An 18,771-nucleotide genomic window follows, 5' to 3' on the forward strand; every position below is an offset into this window, starting at 1 on the left:
CGCTCACATAACCGGCTTATCCAGCTACGGTTGCGCTTCATCTCACCTGATAGAAAGACTGATCACATAGGTGTCGCCGATGACTGCCAGCGCGATGGGCTCGTCGGCAGCGTCGTCGAGACGAACGGCATCCCAGGGCTTCAGCAAAACCGTTTCCGAGCGCCATCGCACGCGTCCCTCGCCACGGAAAAGGATGATCGTTGACCGCGCTGCGGGTGCGATCGAGACCCGCTCGGGCGATGCGAGCCGTTCGATCGTCCCCGTCCAGCGGCCGCGGCGCACCATCAGATTGAGGTCGATGACCTCGCCGCCCACGGGCGCGCCGAAACAGCCGATGTCTCCCGGGAATGCGTACGGGCGGCTGGCTGCAGTCAGTTCGACCAATTCGGCCTGACTATCGAACGCAAGTCCGAGCCGCCCCTCGATCACGGCGAGGGTTCGGTCGACACCATCGAAATACGAGAAGCGGCCGGGCGTGGCGACCGACGCCATGCTGATCCGCCAGTCGAAAGCCTCGAGCCCGACCCCAGGGGGCGAGGCCGCGACCTCGCTGGTCGTGCCGCCGCCGTTCTTCCAGGGCTGCACCAACCGGTCGGCAGCAGGCAGCAGGTGCATCCGGCTCACCGGGTTATGCCCGGCAAATCCAGTCCGCGCTCGCGCGCACAGTCGACCGCGAGCTCATAGCCGGCATCCGCATGGCGCATGACGCCGGTGGCCGGGTCGTTCCATAGCACGCGCGCGATCCGCTTTGCCGCGTCCGGCGTGCCATCGGCGACGATCACCATGCCGCTGTGTTGGGAATAACCCATGCCGACGCCGCCGCCATGATGGAGTGACACCCAGGTCGCGCCGCTGGCGGTATTCAACAACGCGTTGAGCAGCGGCCAGTCCGACACCGCGTCGCTGCCGTCCTTCATCGCCTCGGTCTCACGATTGGGCGAGGCGACCGACCCGCTGTCGAGATGGTCGCGACCGATCACGATCGGGGCCTGCAGTTCCCCCGACGCGACCATTGCGTTGAACGCCAGGCCAAGTCGATGGCGATCTCCGAGACCGACCCAGCAGATGCGCGCCGGGAGGCCCTGGAACCGGATCTTGTCGCGCGCCATGTCGAGCCAGCGGTGCAGGTTGGTGTCGTCGGGCAGCAGTTCCTTTACCTTCGCATCGGTCTTGTAGATGTCCTCCGGGTCGCCGGACAGCGCGACCCACCGGAAGGGGCCGATGCCCCGGCAGAACAGCGGGCGGATATAGGCGGGGACGAACCCCGGGAAGTCGAAGGCGTTCGTGACGCCGGCGTCCTTGGCGACCTGGCGGATGTTGTTGCCATAGTCGACCGTCGGCACGCCGGCCGCCTGGAAATCGAGCATCGCCTGCACATGCACGGCCATCGATGCCTTTGCCGCCGCCGCGACCCCCGCCGGGTGCTGCTCGCGCGAGGCGATCCAGCGCTCGACGCTCCAGCCGGCGGGCAGATAGCCGTTGACCGGATCGTGCGCGCTTGTCTGGTCGGTCAGCAGGTCCGGTCGGATGCCACGCGCGAACATTCCCGGCAGCAGCTCGGCAGCGTTGCCCAGCAGCCCGACCGACACGGGTTTGCCCCCGACCCTGGCCTCGTCGAGGATCGCAAGAGCCTCGTCGATCGTGGTGGCGCTCCGGTCGAGATAGCCGGTGCGCATGCGCATCTCGATCCGGCTCTGCTGGCACTCGATCGCGAGGCACGAGGCGCCGGCCATGACCGCAGCAAGCGGCTGCGCCCCGCCCATGCCGCCAAGCCCCGCGGTCAACAGCCAGCGGCCGCCAAGGTCGCCGCCATAGTGCTGCCGGCCCATCTCGACGAAGGTCTCGTAGGTGCCCTGCACGATGCCCTGCGTGCCGATGTAGATCCACGAACCCGCAGTCATCTGGCCGTACATCGCCAGGCCCTTGCGATCGAGCTCGTCGAAATGCTCCCACGTCGCCCATTTGGGCACGAGGTTGGAGTTGGCGATCAGCACGCGCGGCGCGTCGACATGGGTCTTGAAGACGCCGACCGGCTTGCCGGACTGGACGAGCAGCGTCTCGTCGTCCTCCAGGCGTCGCAGCGTCTCGACGATCTTGTCGTAGCTTTCCCAGTCGCGCGCTGCGCGCCCGATGCCGCCGTAGACGACCAGCTCCTCGGGCCGCTCGGCGACGTCGGGGTGCAGGTTGTTCATCAGCATCCGCAGCGGCGCCTCGGTCAGCCAGCTTTTCGCCGACAGGACGGTACCGGTCGCGGGTCTGATGATGCGGCTGCCGTCAAGGCGGGTCATGGAGGTCCTTTCAGCGATCGGCAAAGGCGAGGCAGGCCTTCAGGATATCGGAGAGCGTCGCCGCCAAGGGCGCGGCAAAACCCGGATCGAATTCGCCCGGCCAGTTGTCTGGCCCCGGCACGACCGGCTCCCGGTGATACCCGCGGATCGCGAGTTCCATCTGGATCGCGTGGACCCCCTGTTCCGGACAGCCGTAGTGACGCGTCGTCCAGCCACCCTTGAAGCGGCCATCGCGAACGACGCTGTGGCCGCTCGCTGTGCAGATCGACTGGACCGCATCGGCGAGCGCGAGCGCACACGCGGCGCCGCTGTTGGTGCCGATGTTGAACTGCGACAGCTCGCCGTCGAACAGGCGTGGGACGTGACTACGGATCGAATGGGCATCGTACAGCACGACCTTGGGGTGGTGCGCACGCAGCCGGTGCAGCTCCTCCGACAAGGCAGCATGATAGGGATCGAAGTAGGCGGCCCGGCGGCGCTCGATCTCGGCCTGGCTCGGCGTCATGCCGGCGTACAGCGGTTCTCCGTCGAAGCTTTCCACCGGGCATAGGCCGGTCGTCGTCTGGCCGGGGTAGAGAGAAGCGCCGGAAGGATCGCGGTTGCAGTCGATTACGCTCCGCGACAGCCGGGTGCGGACGGTCGTCGCCCCGAGCTCATGCGCGAAGCCATAAACACGATCGATCCACCAGTCGGTGTCCTTGCGCGCCAGCCACGGGGAGACGAAAGCGTTGTCCAGCTCGGACGGCAGCTCGGTACCCGTATGGGGAAAGACAACGACCAGGGGGGCCGTGCCGCGGTGAATTTCCAGGAACGCGTTCACGCCAACCCCGGCAGGTCGAGCCCCACCGCCTCGATAAGCGCGCCGTCGCGAACGATCGCGTTGGCCGCCTCCAGGTCGGGATGGAAATGCCGGTCGTCCTCCAGGGTGGGGACCACACGTCGCAGCCGCGCCCGCGCCGCCTGCAGTGCAACGCTCGAGGCAAGCGGCGCGTGAAAGTCGCAACCCTGCACCGCCGCGAGCAGCTCGATGCCGATCACCGCTGTCGCATTCTCGGCCATTTCCAGTAGCCGACGGGCACCGTGCGCGGCCATCGAGACATGGTCTTCCTGGTTCGCGGAAGTCGGAATCGAATCGACGCTGGCGGGGGTGGCGCGTTGCTTGTTCTCGGACACCAGCGCCGCCGCCGTCACTTGCGGGATCATGAAACCCGAGTTGAGGCCCGGCTTCGGCGTCAGGAAAGCCGGCAGGCCCGACTGCGCGGGATCGACCAGCATCGCGACGCGCCGCTCGGCGATCGAGCCGATCTCGCAGATCGCGAGTGCGATCATGTCGGCCGCGAACGCAACCGGCTCCGCATGGAAGTTGCCGCCCGACAGCGCCTCGTCCGCCTCCGGGAAGATCAGCGGATTGTCAGAAACGCAGTTGGCCTCGATCTCCAGCGTCGCCGCCGCCTGCCGGAGCAGGTCGATCACGGCGCCCATGACTTGCGGCTGGCAGCGCAGGCAATAAGGATCCTGCACGCGGATATCGTCGACCAGGTGGCTGGCCCGGATTGCCGAGCCGGCCATCAACCGGCGCAGCGCATCGGCGGTCTCGATCTGGCCGCGGTGGCGGCGCAGCGCGTGGATGCGGGGATCGAACGGCGTGTCGGAACCCTTCGCGGCCTCGGTCGACAGTGCACCAGTGATCAGCGCCGACTGGAACAGCCGTTCGGCCTCGAACAGTCCGGCAAGCGCATTGGCGCAAGAGAACTGCGTCCCATTGAGCAGGGCCAACCCCTCCTTCGGTCCCAGCTCGAGCGTCGACAAGCCGGCGTCGCGCAGTGCCTCGGTGGCCGGCAAGCGCCGGTCGCCGACGAAGATATCGCCGACACCGATCATCGTCGCGGCCATGTGCGCGAGCGGTGCGAGATCACCACTGGCACCCACCGACCCTTTCGCCGGGACAACGGGTGTCAGCCCCTTTGCGAGCATGGCTTCGAGGAGAGCGACGATCTCAGGCCTGACACCCGATGCACCCTGCGCGAGGCTGGCGAGCTTGAGCGCCATCATCAGCCGGATGACCGGGATGGGTGCCGGTGCGCCCGTCCCGGCAGCATGGCTCAGCACGATGTTACGCTGCAGTCTGGCGAGATCCGCGTCGCCGATGCGGACGCTGGCCAGTTTCCCGAAGCCAGTGTTGATGCCGTACACCGGCTCGCCCCTTGCGAGGATCCGCGCCACCGCTGCGGCGCTGGCAATGATCGCGGGCAACGCGGCGGGGTCGAGCCTCGGCGTCGCGCCACGATAGACCGCGCGCCACTCGGCCAGGCTCGCGGCGCCGGCGGTGATGATGATCTCGGTCACTGTCCACTCCAGACGCGGGCATGAAGCGGATTGAATCCCATGCGGTAGACGAGTTCGGCGGGCCGTTCGATGTCCCACACCGCGAGGTCGCAAGCCTTGCCGGCTTCGAGTGTGCCAATCCGATCCTGCAAGCCGAGCGCGCGAGCGGCGTTGCGGGTGACCGCGGCGAGACACTCGTCGACGGTCAGACGGAACAGGGTCGCGCCCATGTTCAGCGCTAGCAGCAGCGAGGTGAGCGGCGAGGTCCCGGGGTTGCAGTCGGTCGCCAGCGCGATCGGCACGCCCGCCGCACGCAACGCCGCAATCGGGGGCAGCCGGGACTCGCGCATGAAATAATAGGCCCCGGGCAGCAAGGTCGCGGCGGTGCCCGCGGCGGCCATTGCCGCGACCCCCGCATCGTCGAGATGCTCGAGATGGTCGGCGGACAGCGCCCTGGCCTCGGCGGCCAAGGCCGCACCATGAAGGTTGGAGAGTTGCTCCGCATGGAGCTTCACCGGAAGCCCCGCCGCCCTTGCCGCGTCGAACACCCGCCGGGTCTGCGCCGGCGTGAAGCCGATCCCCTCGCAAAAAGCGTCGACCGCGTCGCCGAGCCCGGCCTCGGCGACTGCGGGCAGCATCGTGTTGCAGACATGGTCGATATAGGCGTCGGCATCGCCGGCAAATTCAGGCGGCAACGCATGTGCGCCGAGGAAGGTCGTGACGATCCGCACGGGCCGTTCCTCGCCCAACCGCCGCGCCGCGCGCAGCATCTTGATCTCGTCGTCGCGAGTCAGGCCGTAGCCGGACTTCACCTCGACGGTCGTCACGCCCTCGGCGATCAGGGCGTCGAGCCGGGGCAGCGCGCTCGCCACCAGGTCGGCTTCAGTTGCGCTCCGCGTCGCCGTCATCGTCGAGATGATGCCGCCACCCGCGCGGGCGATCTCCTCATAGGAGGCGCCCTGGAGCCGCAATTCGAATTCGTGCGCGCGGTTACCCGCGTGGACCAGATGTGTGTGGCAGTCGATCAGGCCGGGCGTAATCCAGCGCCCTTCGCAGTTCACTGTCGTATCAGGTTCCAGAACCGGCGCATCGGCGACTGGGCCCGCATACAGGATTCGACCGTCGACGGCTGCGACCGTCCCGTTCTTGATCAGGCCGAGGCCATCGCCGGCCATCGTTGCCAAGCTAGCATTGGTCCACTGGGTATCGCAGCGCATAACAATGTCCATCGGGTTCGCTAACTTGGCAGCACCGCAACCTAATGTATAGACATAACTGACAATTTTCTAGGAAGCATTTCGATGGCGCATGCCGATGCCCGCCTCCACGCCCGCTCGATACTCTTGCCAGCCGGCTGGCGCGAGGATGTTCGCCTGACGGTGTCGGGCGGTATTGTCACCGCGATCGAGACTGGCATTGCCCCTGGGCCCCGCGACGAGTTGCACGGGGCCATCCTGCCGGGGATGGGCAATCTCCACAGCCACGCATTCCAACGGGGAATGGCCGGTCTCACCGAAGCCCGCGGCGTCTCCACAGACAACTTCTGGACCTGGCGAGAGACGATGTTCCGGTTTGTCAATCGTATCGGCCCGGACGAGTTGATGGCGGTCGCGGCGTTGGCCTATGCCGAAATGCTGGAGAGCGGCTTCACGCGCGTCGGCGAATTCCACTACCTCCACCACGACACCAGCGGCGTGCCCTTCGCCGATCCGGCCGAAATGAGCCGGGCAATCGTCGCGGCGGCGGCGGAAACCGGCATCGGCCTGACGCTGCTGCCGGTCTACTATGCCCATGCCGGCTTCGGAGGTACGCCCCTCACTACGGGCCAGCGCCGCTTCGGCAGCGACCTGGACAGCTTCACCCGGCTGCTCGAAGCGGCGCGCGCCGCCGCCGCTGCGCTGCCAGACGCGGTCGTCGGCATCGCGCCTCACAGCCTGCGCGCCGTCACTGCAGACGAGCTCGATGCATTGATGCCGCTTGCCGCCGACGGACCGATCCACCTCCACGTCGCCGAGCAGACGCAGGAGGTCGAGGATTGTGTGCGCTGGTCCGGGGCGCGACCGGTCGAATGGTTGCTGGATCACGCACCGATCGATGCGCGCTGGTGCCTGGTCCACGCGACGCACATGACGGACGCCGAAACGGTCGGGCTCGCGGCAAGCGGGGCGGTAGCCGGACTTTGCCCGATCACCGAGGCGAACCTGGGCGACGGCATATTCCCGGCAAAGGCCTTCCTCAGTGCCGGCGGGCGCATTGGCATCGGCTCCGATTCCAACGTCAGGGTGGATCTTTCGGAAGAGCTTCGGCTGCTTGAGTACGGCCAACGGCTGTCGCTGCGGGGGCGCAACATCCTGTCGAAACCCGATGAGCTATCGACCGGCGAGAATCTGTTTCGCCAGGCTTTGGAGGGGGGCGGCCGCGCGCTGGGAATCGAGAACCCCTCGATCAGCGTCGGACAGCCGGCAGACTTTGTCAGCCTCGATGTCGATGGCCCTGCTTTCCAGGCGCGAGGATCGGACAAACTGCTCGATAGCTGGATCTTCGCTGCCGGCGATCGCGGCGTCGACTGCGTATGGCGGCGGGGCTGCAAGATGGTCCAGGGGGGACGGCATGTCGCCCGCGGCTCGATCGTCCGGCGCTATGCCACAGCACTGGCAAAATTACTGGCGTGACGCGCCAGTTGTGCGCAGCGATGCCGTCTGAGCGGGGTGGTCGCGGTCCTGGGCGACCACCCCGCGGACTCAGCGTGCGGCGCTAGCGGGTATCCGTGGCGGAGCGGGTGGGATTCGAACCCACGAAGGGCTTTTGACCCTTACACACTTTCCAGGCGTGCGCCTTCGACCACTCGGCCACCGCTCCGTTCGGCGGCGGGGGTTAGCACGGGGTTTCCAATACCGCCAGCACGACGAAAACGCCCGGCGGTCAGGGACCACCGGGCGCGTCTTCGTCGCTTCGATTTAGCGGAGCAGCTGCAGGACCTGCTGCTGGTTCTGGTTGGCCTGCGCCAGCATCGCCTGCGCGGTCTGGCTGAGGACCTGGGCCTTGGCTAGGTTGGTCGTTTCTGCCGCGAAGTCGGCGTCCTGGATCCGGCTGCGACTGGCGGTCAGGTTGGTGACGTTCGAGGTGATGTTGTTGACGCTCGCCTCGAGCCGGTTCTGCACCGCACCGAGGTTGGCGCGGTCGATGTTGACGGATTGCAGCGCCTCGTCGATCGCTGCCAGTCCGGCGCTGGCACCCTCGATCGTGGTGACATCGACGTCGCGGATCTTCAGGCCGCCGTCGTCGGAGCCGTACTTGTTCTCCTCGAAGCCAAGCTTGGTGAAGTTCGACGCCGTCGAGTAGCTGAGCGTCCCCGCCCCCAGCTCGATGCCGCGCGAGGCGGTCAGCGAGACGGTGGCATAGGCAGTCTGCACGGTGTCGGCCGAATAGTCGGTCGGATCGGTCAGGCCGGTGACGGTGTAGGCGGTGCCGGTGCCGCGAACGGTGACGCTGCCGAGGCCGAAGTTGGCCGCGCTCGCCGCCTCGTCGCTGTCATAGCTGACCGCGATGTTGCGCCCGTCGGCGGCGGTGAGCGACAAGCCGCCCTTGCCGCTGTCGGTGGCGACGACGCCGGTCAGCCCGCTGTACTTGTTGATCTCACGAGCGACGTTCTCGCGTGTCGCCTGCGCCGTGTCGGTGGCATCGAGGGTGATGTCGATGCCGACGCCGTTGATCATCAGCGTCGCCGTCGCGGTGGTGCCGATCACCGTCGTCGGGGCGGCACCGTCGAGCGTCAGGGCGTTGGCCTTGGCAGTAACTCCTGTGGCCGCAGTAGAGGAGTTGATCGCGGCGGAGATCGCGATGGCGCTGCCGCCCTTCAGGCTCGAGAGTGCGAGGTTGTCCGAATAGGTGTCGTCCGCAGCGGTGGCGGCGCGGATGTTGATGCCGTTGATCTTGAGGTCGCCCGAATTGAGCGTCGAGGCACCTGCGGCATTCGTCGCGACGGCACGGGAGTCGGTGGTGACCGCCGAGACGCCGCGGGCGTAGGTGCCGATCTGCAGGCCGGAGCGGCTGACCTTGCCGGCGCTGGTCGAACTGATCTCGACCGGGTTGCCGTTGTTCGACACCAGGCTGTAGGTGCCCGACTGGGCACCCGCCTTGAGACCGGTAGCGGCGGCGGTGAGCGTCGTCATGCTGACGATGACGTTGCGGCCATCGGCGGCTTCTAGGCGGAGGCCGGCATTGTCGTCACCGGTGTCGACCACGACGACGCCGGTCTGGCCCGAGATGGCGTTGATCGCGTCCTTGACCAGCACGCGGTTGGCGGCGGCGTTGGTCGTGGTGGCGATGGCAACGGTGGTCTTGCCGTTGATGGTGACGGTGCCGGTCAGGGCCGCTGCGGTCATCGCCGAGCCGGTCATGATGGTCTTGCCGACCACTGCGGAGACGCCGCTCTCGACGGCCGAGCGGTTGATCGCGGCAACTTTGGCGACGGCGGAGGCGACCTTTTCACCCGAACTGATGCTGTCGTCGTCGGCCGACGACGGCCCAATGTTGACGCCGTTGATGATCAGGTCGCTGGCGATCAGGGCCTGGTTGGCGGTCAGGTTGGTGACCGTGCCTTCGAACGCGCCGGTTGCCGACAGCGCGGCGGTGGCGCCGGTGCCGAGGTCGTTGGCGCGGGCCGAGCCGATGCCGAAGGTGATCGTCTCGCCGGCGCGGCTGCCGGTCTGAAGCAGCAGGTTCTTGGCCGAGCCGTCGAGCAGCTTGATGCCGTTGAAGTTGGTGCGGGTGGCGACGCTGTCGATTTCGGAGCGCAGCTGCACGACTTCGGCCTGCAAAGCTGCCCGATCGTCGCCGGTGATCGTGCCGTTGGCGCCCTGGACGGCGAGTTCACGCATCCGCTGAAGCATGTTGGTGACTTCGCCCATCGCGCTTTCCGCAGTCTGCGCGAGGCTGATGCCGTCGTTGGCGTTGCGCATCGCGACGCCGAGGCCGCGCACGTCCGACGTCATCCGGGTGGCGATGGCGAGGCCGGCGGCGTCGTCCTTGGCCGAGTTGATGCGGCTGCCGGTCGACAGGCGCTCCATCGCGGCGCTCAGGTTGGTCTGCGCCATGCGCTGGCCGGTCTGGGCGGTCAGTGCCGACAGGTTGGTGTTGATGACGGTCATTGGGTGTCCCTCTCCGCTGGGGTGGCAGGCCAAGGGACGGCGGGGCGCGCGGATTGCTTAATTCGGCCACTCGGCACAGTGGGGGCGGGTGCAAATCCCAATCCTCCACATCGACGCCCACCTGCTCGTCATCGACAAGCCCGCCGGCCTTGCGGTCCACCCCGGGCCGAGCACGCCGCGCAGTCTCGACGATCACCTGTGGAGCCTGCGCGAAGGCTTCGTCCGCAACCCCCAGCCGGCGCACCGGCTGGATCGCGACACTTCGGGCTGCCTGGTGCTCGGGCGACACCCGAAGGCATCGAAGAAGCTGACCCAGATGTTTTCGGCCGGGCAGATCGGCAAAGTCTATTGGGCGGTGGTCGAAGGCGCGCCCGCCGAGGAAGAGGGTCGCATCGACGCGCCGCTCCGCAAGATCTCGAGCGCCGAGGCGGGCTGGCGGATGGTCGTCGACCCGACCGGCAAGACAGCGGCAACGGCATGGCGCGTGCTCGCCCGCGAAGGCTCGCGCAGCCTGATGGAGTTCCGGCCCGAGACCGGGCGCACGCACCAGGTCCGGGTCCACGCCGCGACGCTCGGCCATCCGATCCTCGGGGACCCGGTCTATGGCGCGGGACAGGGTCCCATGCGGCTGCACGCACGCGGGCTGTTGATCCCGTACCGCGACGACGCGCCCCCGGTGGACGTCGAGGCTCCGACGCCGGAGGGGTGGCCGGTCTTCTGATCCTCGAAGGGGAGGATTTAACTCACCCGTACTTCTGCTCGTCCCACCACGGGAAGAAGTCAGGCATGGCGTCGGATACCTTGTCCGGGAACAGCGCCGGGCGCTTCTCGATGAACGACATCACCCCCTCCTTGGCGTCGCCCGAGCGGCCGCGGCTGTAGATCGCGCGGCTGTCGAGCTTGTGCGCGTCCATCGGTGAGGCGGCGCCGAGCATCCGCCACATCATCTGGCGGGTCATCGCGACCGAGACCGCCGCCGTGTTCGCGGCGATCTCGTCCGCCAGCGCGTAGGCGGCGTCGAGCAGTTCGTCATCCGGGACGACGTGGCTGACGAGGCCGCCGGCGAGCGCCTCGGCGGCCGGGAACACCCGCCCCGAGAAACACCATTCCAGCGCCTGCGCGATGCCGACGATACGTGGCAGGAACCACGACGAGGCCGCTTCGGGGACGATGCCCCGGCGCGCGAAGACGAAGCCGAAGCGCGCGCTCTCACTGGCGATGCGGATGTCCATCGCCAGCTGCATGGTGACGCCGATGCCGACCGCAGGGCCGTTGATCGCGCCGATGACCGGCTTCAGGCATTCGAAGATACGCAGCGTGACGCGCCCGCCGCCGTCGCGGACCGCATCGTGGGTGTAGTCGATGCTGCCGTCCTCGCGGACCGGCGAGCCTTCACGGTGGCCGTCGGTGCGCTTGTCGTAGTCGAAAGTCGCCGCGCCCTGGCTCAGGTCGGCACCCGCACAGAAGGCGCGGCCCTCGCCGGTGACGACGACGGCGCGGACGTCGTCATCGGCATCGACCTCGTCGAAGGCGGCGATCAACTCGTGCATCATCGTCGCGGTGAAGGCGTTGAGCTTCTCCGGGCGATTGAGGGTGATCGTCGCGATGCCCTCTGTAACCTCGTAGCGGATCTGGGTGTAGGCCATTGTGTCCTCCTTGCTCCCCTTCCCCCTTGAGGGGGAGGGACCGGCGGCATAGCCGCCAGGGTGAGGGGTCGGGGCTCAACCCCTCTCCCTGGTCGCGAAGACGCGACCTGTCCCTCCCCCTCAAGGGGGGAGGGGAATTAAAGCGCCTCGATGATCGTGACGTTCGCGAGCCCGCCACCCTCGCACATGGTCTGCAGGCCCCAGCGCTTGCCGCGCGCCCGCAGGGCATGGACGAGCGTCGCCATCAACTTGGTTCCCGAGGCGCCGAGCGGGTGGCCGAGCGCGATCGCGCCGCCGTTGACGTTGAGCTTCGCCGGATCGGCACCGAGTGTCTGGAGCCAGGCCATCGGCACGCTGGCAAAGGCCTCGTTGACCTCGAACAGGTCGATATCGCTCAGCTTGATGCCAGACCGCTCGAGCGCGCGCCGGGTCGCCCCGATCGGCGCTTCGAGCATGATCACCGGATCCTCGGCGATGACGGTCATGTGGTGAATACGGGCCAGCGGCTGGACGCCGAGCGCCTTCAGGCCGCGCTCGTTGACGACCATCACGCCAGAGGCGCCGTCACAGATCTGCGAGGACGTCGCCGCGGTCAGGCGGCCGCCTTCCTGGATCAGCTTGACGCCGCGGATCGCCTCGAGGCTGGCGTCGAAGCGGATGCCCTCGTCGATCAGGTGCAGCTCGCGGGTGCCGTCGGGCAGCTCGACCTCGATGGGCACGATCTCGTCCTTGAAGGCGTCGGCCTTGCTGGCGGCGGCGCCGCGGCGCTGGCTTTCGAAGCCGAAGCCGTCGAGGTCGTCCTTCGACAGGTTATACTTCTTGGCGATCATCTCGGCGCCGGTGAACTGGCTGAACTGGACGCCCGGATAGCGCGCCTTGATGCCGACGCTGGCGTAGGGGCTGCCGAGGCCGGCCTCGTGCGCCGCCTTGGCGCCCGCAGCCATCGGCACGCGGGTCATCGACTCGACCCCGGCGGCGATGACGCAGTCCATCTGGCCGCTCATCACGGTGGCGGCGGCGAAGTGCAGGGCCTGCTGGCTGCTGCCGCACTGGCGGTCGACCGACGTGCCCGGAACCGTCTCGGGCAGCTTCGACGACATCACGGCGTTGCGGGCGATGTTGCCCGACTGCTGGGCGAACTGGCTGACGCAGCCCATGATGACGTCCTCGACCATCTTGGGGTCGGCACCGGCGCGATCGACGAGCGAGTCGAGCACCTGGGCCGCGAGGTCGGCCGGATGCCACCCGGTCAGGCGGCCGCCGCGGCGCCCCCCCGCTGTACGCGCGGCAGCTACGATATAGGCTTCGGACACGGGGATTCTCCCAAGATGGCGGTCAATTGTGCACTGTGCTTTACGTTTACGGCAACCCTCGCCATGGTCGACTATCACTAAAGCGGGCGAGCGATGAAGCGAGAATCCGAATGAACAGGGCGGTGGCCGGCGTGGTTTTGCTGGCGTTTGTAAGTAGTGCGGCGACCATGGCAGCGGGGGCGCCGGTCAAGCGCGCCGCGCATCCGGCGCACGCCGCCCGCAAGGCTGCACCGCACCCGGCGAGGCCGGCGACCCTGCCCGACACCCCCCAGGTGACGCAGCTTCGCGCTGCCTTCCAGTACGCCTTCCCGGTCTACGAGATGATGCGGACCCGTGCCGGCACCGTCGCCAAGGCGCAGGCCTTCGGTCTGAGCGGGGTCAACCGGCTGTTCGCGCGCAAGACCCTGGCGGACGCGACGACCCGCGAGGTGACGACGCCGAACAACGACACGCTGTATGCCAGCGCCTGGCTCGACCTGAAGAACGGGCCGGTGACGCTGACCGTCCCCGACCTGCCGGGGCGGTACAATTCCGCCGCGCTGATGAACATCTTCACCGACAATGTCGCGGTCGTCGGGACGCGAACCGGGGGCACCGGACGCTTCACCATCGCCGGGCCGGGCTTCACCGGGAGGGCTCCCGAGGGCACGACGCTGCTGCGCTCCGACACCAACGACGCCTGGCTGCTGGTCCGTGTCTACGTCGCGGGACCAGAGGACATCGCCGCGGCGGGCGAGGCGATCGACGGCTTCAAGCTGGAAGGCGGCGGCGAGGCCGTGCCGGCCACCATCGCTCCGACGCCGACCCCCGATGCCAAGACCTTCCTCGCGGTCGTCGGCGAGGCACTGGCACGTTCCGGAGTGACACCGCGCGTCGAAGGCCTTGCGCCCTACGCCGAGTTGCCTGCCGAGACGCAGAATCTCTGTGCGACCGCGATCCCGATTTTCCGCAACGAACTCAAGGCCGGCTTCGCCAAGGTCGGCACGGTTGCCGACGGCTGGAGCTACCCAGGCCCAGGCATCGGCAACTTCGGCGATGACGACGCGGGCCGCGCCGCGGTCGCGGTCGGCGGCCTCGGTGCGCTGCCGCGGCAGGAGGCGGTGTACCTCAGCGCCAATACCGACGCCGACGGCAAGCCGCTTACTGGAGCAAGCGCCTACACCGTCCACATTCCGCCGCGTCCCCCGGTCGGGGCGTTCTGGTCGCTGACGATGTACCAGATCGACAAGGACGGGCGGCTGTTCTTCGTGCCCAATCCGCTCGACCGCTTCGCCGTGCGGTCGGCGGCGAAGTCGCTGCACTACGAGCGCGACGGCGGCCTCGACATCTTCGTCCAGGCCGCCAGGCCGAGCGGCGAGCGCGTCGTCAACTGGCTGCCCGCGCCGCCGGGGCCGTTCCGCCTCGTCTGGCGCGCCTACCTGCCCCGCGTCGAATTGCTCGACGGGACGTTCCGCCTGCCCCCTGTCACAGCCAGCGAGGTCGTGCCTTGAGCACTGCTGCCCCAACCACCGAGCCCGAGAACCGCGCCCCGCTCGCGCACCTTCACGGCGAGCGGCCGCCTGCCCCCGCATGGTTCGACGCCGCGCTCGCCGACGCGCCCGAGGTCGGGCGCGTCATGGTCGAGGGGGCCGGGATCGAGACGCTGGCGTGGGGCGAGCGCGGCAAACCCGGGCTATTGTTCCTTCACGGCAACGGCGCGCACGCGCGCTGGTGGAGCTTCATCGCGCCGTTCTTCGCCGCCGACTACCGCGTCGCCGCGCTGTCATGGTCAGGCATGGGCGGCTCCGACCACCGCGAGGTCTACACCGTCGAGAGCTTCATCGCGGAAATCTTCGCGGTCGCTGCTGCCACCGGGGCCAGCGATGCCGGCCCGCCACTGATCGTCTCGCACAGCTTCGGCGGCTTCCCGATGATGGCCGCAGCGGCCACCCGTGGCGCGGAGATGCGCGCCGCGGTGATCGTCGACACGCCCTTCCGCGGTGTCGGCGAGGAGGGCGGGCGTCCACCCAATGCGACGCTGCGCCCGCACAAGATCTACCCGACGCTCGCCGATGCGCTGGCCCGCTTCCGCCTCGCGCCACCGCAGGGCTGCGAGAACCTGTTCATCGCCGACTATATCGCGCGGGGTTCGTTGATCGAGGTGCCGGGCGGCTGGACCTGGGCCTTCGACCCATTCCTGTGGTCGCGCTTCGAGATCGGCGAAGCGCGGTCGCTGCTCAACCATCCCGGCTGCCCGGTCGGGCTGATCTGGGGTGAGCAGTCGATGCTCATGCCGCCCGACCGTGTCGCCTCGATGCGCGAGGCGCTTCCCGCCGGTTCGCCTGCGATCGGCATCCCGGATGCCGAGCATCATGTCATGATCGACCAGCCGCTGGCGCTGGTGACGGCGCTCAGGGGCCTGTTCGCGCGCTGGCCCTAGGCGCTCTTCTTCGGCTCGCTGCGGCGCGTGCCCAGCACCCGGCGGACAGTGCCCGACGAGGCGCGCATGACGATGCTCTCGGTGGTGATGGTCCCGTCGCGCTTGCGCCGCACGCCCTGCAGCAGCGAGCCATCGGTGACGCCGGTCGCGGCGAAGATCACGTCGCCCTGCGCGAGGTCCTCGAGCTTGTAGATGCGCTCGAGGTCGGTGATGCCCCAACGGCGCGCGCGACCGCGCTCGTCCTCGTTCCGGAACACCAGCCGGCCCTGCATCTGGCCGCCGACGCAACGCAGCGCCGCCGCCGCGAGCACACCCTCCGGCGCACCGCCACTGCCGATGTACAGGTCGATGCCGGTGTCAGGATCGGTCGTCGCGATGATGCCGGCGACGTCGCCGTCGGGGATCAGCATGATGCCGCAGCCGAGCGCACGGAGTTCGGCGATCAGCGCGTCGTGGCGCGGCCGGTCGAGGACGCAGGCGATGATGTCGCTCGCCTGGACGCCCTTGGCGCGGGCCAGCGACTCGACGTTCCAGGTCGTCGATTCGCGCAGGTCGATCGTGCCCTCCGGGTAGCCTGGCCCGATCGCGATCTTGTCCATGTAGGTGTCTGGCGCATTGAGCAGCCCGCCCTCCTCGGCGATCGCCAGCACCGCGAGCGCGTTGGGGCCGGCCTTGGCGGTGATCGTCGTGCCCTCGAGCGGGTCGAGGGCGATGTCGATCTTGGGGCCGCTGCCGACCCCGTTGTCCCGGTAGCCGCGGCCGACCTTCTCGCCGATGAACAGCATCGGGGCCTCGTCGCGCTCGCCCTCGCCGATGACGATGGTGCCGTCGAAATCGAGCATGTTGAGCGCATCGCGCATCGCTTCGACGGCCGCGGCATCGGCGGCATGCTCGTCGCCGCGCCCGATCTGCTTGGAGGCGGCGATCGCCGCATACTCGGTGACGCGGACCATCTCGAGGACGAGCACGCGGTCGAGGACCGCGCTGGCGGGAGCGGGGCGGGCAGAGACTGGGCTGGTGGGCATTTGGACTCCGGGGTCAGGTCCCCATGGGACTAGGCCGCGCCCCCGCAAAAGTCGAGTTCGGTGCGGTCGTCGTTAACGCGGTCGTTAGAGGTCGAGGATGTGCATCATCATCGGCGCGCCGACGACATCGTCGAGTGCGGCCATCCGGTCGAGCGCGGCGCGGACCTGCCGCTCGACGCTGTGGTGGGTGACCATGACGACAAAGACGCTGCCGCCGGGCCCATCGCCGCGCTGGATCAGGCTCTCGATCGAGACGCTCGAATCGCGCAGGGCCGCGGTCAGGGCAGCAAGGACCCCGGGTCGGTCGACGACGGTCAGCCGCAGGTAGAAGCGGCCCTGATGATCGGCCTGGTCGGCAGCGGGGAGCGCCGAAAGCTGGGCGACCGGCATCGCGAAGGCCGGGCCGACCTCGCCGCGCGCAACGTCGATGAGGTCGGCGACGACGGCGCTGGCGGTCGGTCCGGCACCGGCTCCGCGGCCCGAGAAGAACAGCCGTCCGACGAAATTGCCCTCGGCAACCACGGCATTGAGGGCGCCGTCGACGTGAGCGAGCGGGTGCGACTTGGGCACGAGGCACGGGTGGACGCGCTGGAACAGCCGGTCGCCGGCGGCACTCGCCAGCCCGACCAGCCGGATGCGGAAGCCGAGAGCCGCCGCATACTCGATATCGGCGCTGTCGACGGCGCGGATGCCGGTCGTCGCGACGCTGCCGAAGTCGGGCCGGCTGGCAAAGGCGAGGCTGGCGAGCAGCGACAATTTGTGCGCCGCGTCGATACCGTCGATGTCGAAGCTTGGGTCGGCCTCGGCATAGCCGAGCCGCTGCGCGTCGCCGAGGACCGCCGCGAAGCCCAGCCCTTCGGCCTCCATCCGCGTCAGGATGTAGTTACAGGTGCCGTTGAGGATGCCGTAGACGCTCGACAGCTCGTTCGCCGCCGCGCCCTCGCGCAGCCCCTTGATGACCGGGATGCCGCCTGCCACCGCGGCCTCGTACTTGAGCGCGGTGCCTCTGGCTTCGGCGAGCGCGGCGAGTTCGAGGCCGTGGTGCGCCAGCATCGCCTTGTTGGCGGTGACAAAGGCCTTGCCCGCGCCGAGTGCCGCGCGCGCCAGCGTCAGCGCCGGGCCATCCGCGCCGCCGATGGTCTCGACCACGACGTCGACATCGTCACGGCTTGCGAGTTCGCCCGCATCGTCGACCCAGGCAAAGCGCGACAGGTCGACACCGCGCTCGCGGTGCCGGTCACGCGCGCTGACCGCGGTGACGACGATCTTGCGGTTGGCACGGCGGGTGATCAAAGCGGCGTTGGTGTGGAGGAGGTCGAGAACGCCACCACCGACGGTGCCGAGCCCGGCGAGGCCGATGCGCAAAGGTTCAGCTGGCAACGGATTTGATCCCCGGCGTGTTGACGCCCATCGACTGGAGGTAGCGCTTCACCCCGCGGGCCGCCTGCCGGATGCGGTGCTCGTTCTCGACCAGCGCGATGCGGACGAAGCCTTCGCCCTCCTCGCCGAAGCCGGTGCCGGGGGCGACCGCGACCTGGGCGTGGGTAATGAGCTGCTTGGCGAACTCGACCGCGCCGAGGTGGCGCAGCGCCGGCGGGATCGGGGTCCAGGCGAACATGCTGGCGCGCGGCACCGGGATCTCCCAACCGGCGCGCCCGAAGCTCTCGATCAGGACGTCGCGGCGGCGCTTGTACAGCGCGCGGTGCTCGGCGATGCAGTTCTGCGGGCCGTTGAGCGCCGCTACCGCCGCCGCCTGGATCGGCGTGAACGCGCCGTAGTCGAGGTACGACTTGACCCGGGTCAGCGCTGCGATGAGCTGCGGATTGCCGACCGCGAAGCCGATCCGCCAGCCCGCCATCGAGTAGGTCTTGGACATCGAGGTAAACTCGATCGCGACGTCCTTGGCACCCGGAACCTGCAGGATTGACGGCGTCGGCTTGTCGTCCTCGAAGTAGATCTCAGCGTAGGCGAGGTCGCTGATAACCCAGATGCTGTGCTCCTTCGCGAACGCGACGACCTGCTCGTAGAACGCCAGGTCGACGGTTTCCGCGGTCGGGTTCGACGGGTAGCCCATGACCAGCACGGTCGGGCGCGGCACGGTGTAGCGCACGGCGCGCTCAAGCTTCTCGAAGAAGTCCGGGCCCGGCGCGGCCGGGATCGAGCGGATCGTGCAGCCGGCGATGATGAAGCCGAACATGTGGATCGGGTAGCTCGGGTTCGGCGCGAGGATGACGTCGCCGGGGGCGGTGATCGCCTGCGCGAGGTTGGCGAGGCCTTCCTTCGAACCGAGCGTCACGACAACCTCGGTCTCGGGGTCGACGACGACGTTGAAGCGGCGCTTGTAATAAGCGGCCTGAGCCTTGCGCAGGCCCGGAATGCCCTTCGAGGCCGAATAGCCATGCGCGTCGGGCTTGGCCGCGACTTCAGCCAGCTTGGCGATGACGTGCGCGGGCGGCGGGCTGTCGGGGTTGCCCATGCCGAGGTCGACGATGTCCTCGCCGCGGGCGCGTGCAGCGGCCTTCATCGCGTTCACCTCGGCGAACACGTAGGGTGGCAGGCGGCGAATGCGGTAGAAGTCGTCGTTCATGGTGTGGTCCGGACGCGG

General features: G+C 68.4%; 15 protein-coding genes, 1 tRNA gene and 1 pseudogene. 4 read left to right on the forward strand and 13 right to left on the reverse strand.

Annotation, left to right across the window (positions count from 1 at the left end; translation table 11 throughout):
* Positions 1 to 42: 42 nt before the first annotated feature.
* The 5 genes from KX816_17685 to hutI are packed head-to-tail and all read right to left on the reverse strand — an operon-like array spanning position 43 to position 5,830.
* The gene (locus KX816_17685) at positions 43 to 615 is read right to left on the reverse strand and encodes a HutD family protein (GenBank protein QXQ06008.1); all 573 of its coding nucleotides are present in this window, start codon (positions 613 to 615) and stop codon (positions 43 to 45) included.
* A 5-nt stretch (positions 616 to 620) separates the two neighbouring features.
* Positions 621 to 2,288: a urocanate hydratase gene (gene hutU / locus KX816_17690; GenBank protein QXQ06009.1), complete on the reverse strand. Its 1,668-nt coding sequence runs from the start codon at positions 2,286 to 2,288 to the stop codon at positions 621 to 623.
* A 10-nt stretch (positions 2,289 to 2,298) separates the two neighbouring features.
* Positions 2,299 to 3,108, reverse strand: coding sequence for an N-formylglutamate deformylase (gene hutG / locus KX816_17695; GenBank protein QXQ06010.1), 810 nt, complete (start codon positions 3,106 to 3,108; stop codon positions 2,299 to 2,301).
* Entirely contained in the window at positions 3,105 to 4,634 is a 1,530-nt protein-coding gene (gene hutH / locus KX816_17700; GenBank protein QXQ06011.1) for a histidine ammonia-lyase, read from the reverse strand. The genes hutG and hutH overlap by 4 nt, the downstream gene beginning before the upstream one ends.
* Positions 4,631 to 5,830, reverse strand: a complete 1,200-nt coding sequence (gene hutI, locus KX816_17705; protein QXQ08653.1) for an imidazolonepropionase — start codon at positions 5,828 to 5,830, stop codon at positions 4,631 to 4,633. The genes hutH and hutI overlap by 4 nt, the downstream gene beginning before the upstream one ends.
* An 84-nt stretch (positions 5,831 to 5,914) precedes the next feature.
* Between hutI and KX816_17710 the strand changes: the two genes are divergently transcribed.
* Positions 5,915 to 7,285 (forward strand): formimidoylglutamate deiminase, encoded by a 1,371-nt coding sequence (locus tag KX816_17710; GenBank protein ID QXQ06012.1) that lies wholly within the window; start codon positions 5,915 to 5,917, stop codon positions 7,283 to 7,285.
* 96 nt (positions 7,286 to 7,381) lie between these two features.
* On the opposite strand, the gene KX816_17715 is transcribed toward KX816_17710, so the two are convergent.
* The 3 genes and pseudogenes from KX816_17715 to KX816_17725 form a co-directional block, all read right to left on the reverse strand.
* A tRNA-Ser gene (locus KX816_17715) sits at positions 7,382 to 7,472 on the reverse strand.
* Between the two features lie 98 nt (positions 7,473 to 7,570).
* Positions 7,571 to 8,329: a hypothetical protein gene (locus KX816_17720; GenBank protein ID QXQ08654.1), complete on the reverse strand. Its 759-nt coding sequence runs from the start codon at positions 8,327 to 8,329 to the stop codon at positions 7,571 to 7,573.
* Between the two features lie 960 nt (positions 8,330 to 9,289).
* Positions 9,290 to 9,763: pseudogene (locus KX816_17725) on the reverse strand (flagellin protein FlaA).
* An 88-nt stretch (positions 9,764 to 9,851) separates the two neighbouring features.
* Between KX816_17725 and KX816_17730 the strand changes: the two are divergent.
* Positions 9,852 to 10,484 (forward strand): RNA pseudouridine synthase, encoded by a 633-nt coding sequence (locus KX816_17730; protein QXQ06013.1) that lies wholly within the window; start codon positions 9,852 to 9,854, stop codon positions 10,482 to 10,484.
* Positions 10,485 to 10,506: 22 nt separating this feature from the next.
* Here KX816_17730 and KX816_17735 read toward each other — a convergent pair whose 3' ends face one another.
* Positions 10,507 to 11,409, reverse strand: coding sequence for a crotonase/enoyl-CoA hydratase family protein (locus tag KX816_17735; GenBank protein QXQ06014.1), 903 nt, complete (start codon positions 11,407 to 11,409; stop codon positions 10,507 to 10,509).
* Between the two features lie 137 nt (positions 11,410 to 11,546).
* A complete protein-coding gene (locus KX816_17740) occupies positions 11,547 to 12,722 on the reverse strand; it encodes an acetyl-CoA C-acetyltransferase (GenBank protein ID QXQ06015.1) in 1,176 nt (391 codons plus the stop codon).
* Between the two features lie 110 nt (positions 12,723 to 12,832).
* Between KX816_17740 and KX816_17745 the strand changes: the two genes are divergently transcribed.
* Both KX816_17745 and KX816_17750 read left to right on the forward strand, forming a co-directional pair.
* Positions 12,833 to 14,212 (forward strand): DUF1254 domain-containing protein, encoded by a 1,380-nt coding sequence (locus KX816_17745; GenBank protein ID QXQ06016.1) that lies wholly within the window; start codon positions 12,833 to 12,835, stop codon positions 14,210 to 14,212.
* Positions 14,209 to 15,141, forward strand: a complete 933-nt coding sequence (locus KX816_17750; GenBank protein ID QXQ06017.1) for an alpha/beta hydrolase — start codon at positions 14,209 to 14,211, stop codon at positions 15,139 to 15,141. Before KX816_17745 ends, KX816_17750 begins: the two co-directional genes overlap by 4 nt.
* Here KX816_17750 and glpX read toward each other — a convergent pair.
* The 3 genes from glpX to KX816_17765 form a co-directional block, all read right to left on the reverse strand.
* Positions 15,138 to 16,166 carry a class II fructose-bisphosphatase gene (gene glpX / locus KX816_17755; GenBank protein ID QXQ06018.1) on the reverse strand — a complete coding sequence of 343 codons (1,029 nt, stop codon included), beginning with the start codon at positions 16,164 to 16,166 and terminating at the stop codon, positions 15,138 to 15,140. The genes KX816_17750 and glpX overlap by 4 nt on opposite strands.
* 84 nt (positions 16,167 to 16,250) lie before the next feature.
* Positions 16,251 to 17,546 (reverse strand): homoserine dehydrogenase, encoded by a 1,296-nt coding sequence (locus tag KX816_17760; protein ID QXQ06019.1) that lies wholly within the window; start codon positions 17,544 to 17,546, stop codon positions 16,251 to 16,253.
* A complete protein-coding gene (locus KX816_17765; protein ID QXQ06020.1) occupies positions 17,536 to 18,753 on the reverse strand; it encodes an LL-diaminopimelate aminotransferase in 1,218 nt (405 codons plus the stop codon). Before KX816_17765 ends, KX816_17760 begins: the two co-directional genes overlap by 11 nt.
* Positions 18,754 to 18,771 lie beyond the last annotated feature (18 nt).

It is taken from the genome of Sphingosinicellaceae bacterium (assembly GCA_019285715.1).
In the GTDB taxonomy this organism is placed as follows: domain Bacteria; phylum Pseudomonadota; class Alphaproteobacteria; order Sphingomonadales; family Sphingomonadaceae; genus Glacieibacterium.

Coding starts and splice junctions, on each gene's coding strand:
- KX816_17710 (QXQ06012.1), top strand. CDS start 5,915: ATGGCGCATGCCGATGCCCGCCTCCACGCCCGCTCGATACTCTTGCCA.
- KX816_17685 (QXQ06008.1), bottom strand. CDS start 615: ATGCACCTGCTGCCTGCTGCCGACCGGTTGGTGCAGCCCTGGAAGAAC.
- KX816_17745 (QXQ06016.1), top strand. CDS start 12,833: ATGAACAGGGCGGTGGCCGGCGTGGTTTTGCTGGCGTTTGTAAGTAGT.
- hutI (QXQ08653.1), bottom strand. CDS start 5,830: ATGCGCTGCGATACCCAGTGGACCAATGCTAGCTTGGCAACGATGGCC.
- hutU (QXQ06009.1), bottom strand. CDS start 2,288: ATGACCCGCCTTGACGGCAGCCGCATCATCAGACCCGCGACCGGTACC.
- KX816_17765 (QXQ06020.1), bottom strand. CDS start 18,753: ATGAACGACGACTTCTACCGCATTCGCCGCCTGCCACCCTACGTGTTC.
- KX816_17735 (QXQ06014.1), bottom strand. CDS start 11,409: ATGGCCTACACCCAGATCCGCTACGAGGTTACAGAGGGCATCGCGACG.
- KX816_17720 (QXQ08654.1), bottom strand. CDS start 8,329: ATGATCAACGGCGTCGGCATCGACATCACCCTCGATGCCACCGACACG.
- glpX (QXQ06018.1), bottom strand. CDS start 16,166: ATGCCCACCAGCCCAGTCTCTGCCCGCCCCGCTCCCGCCAGCGCGGTC.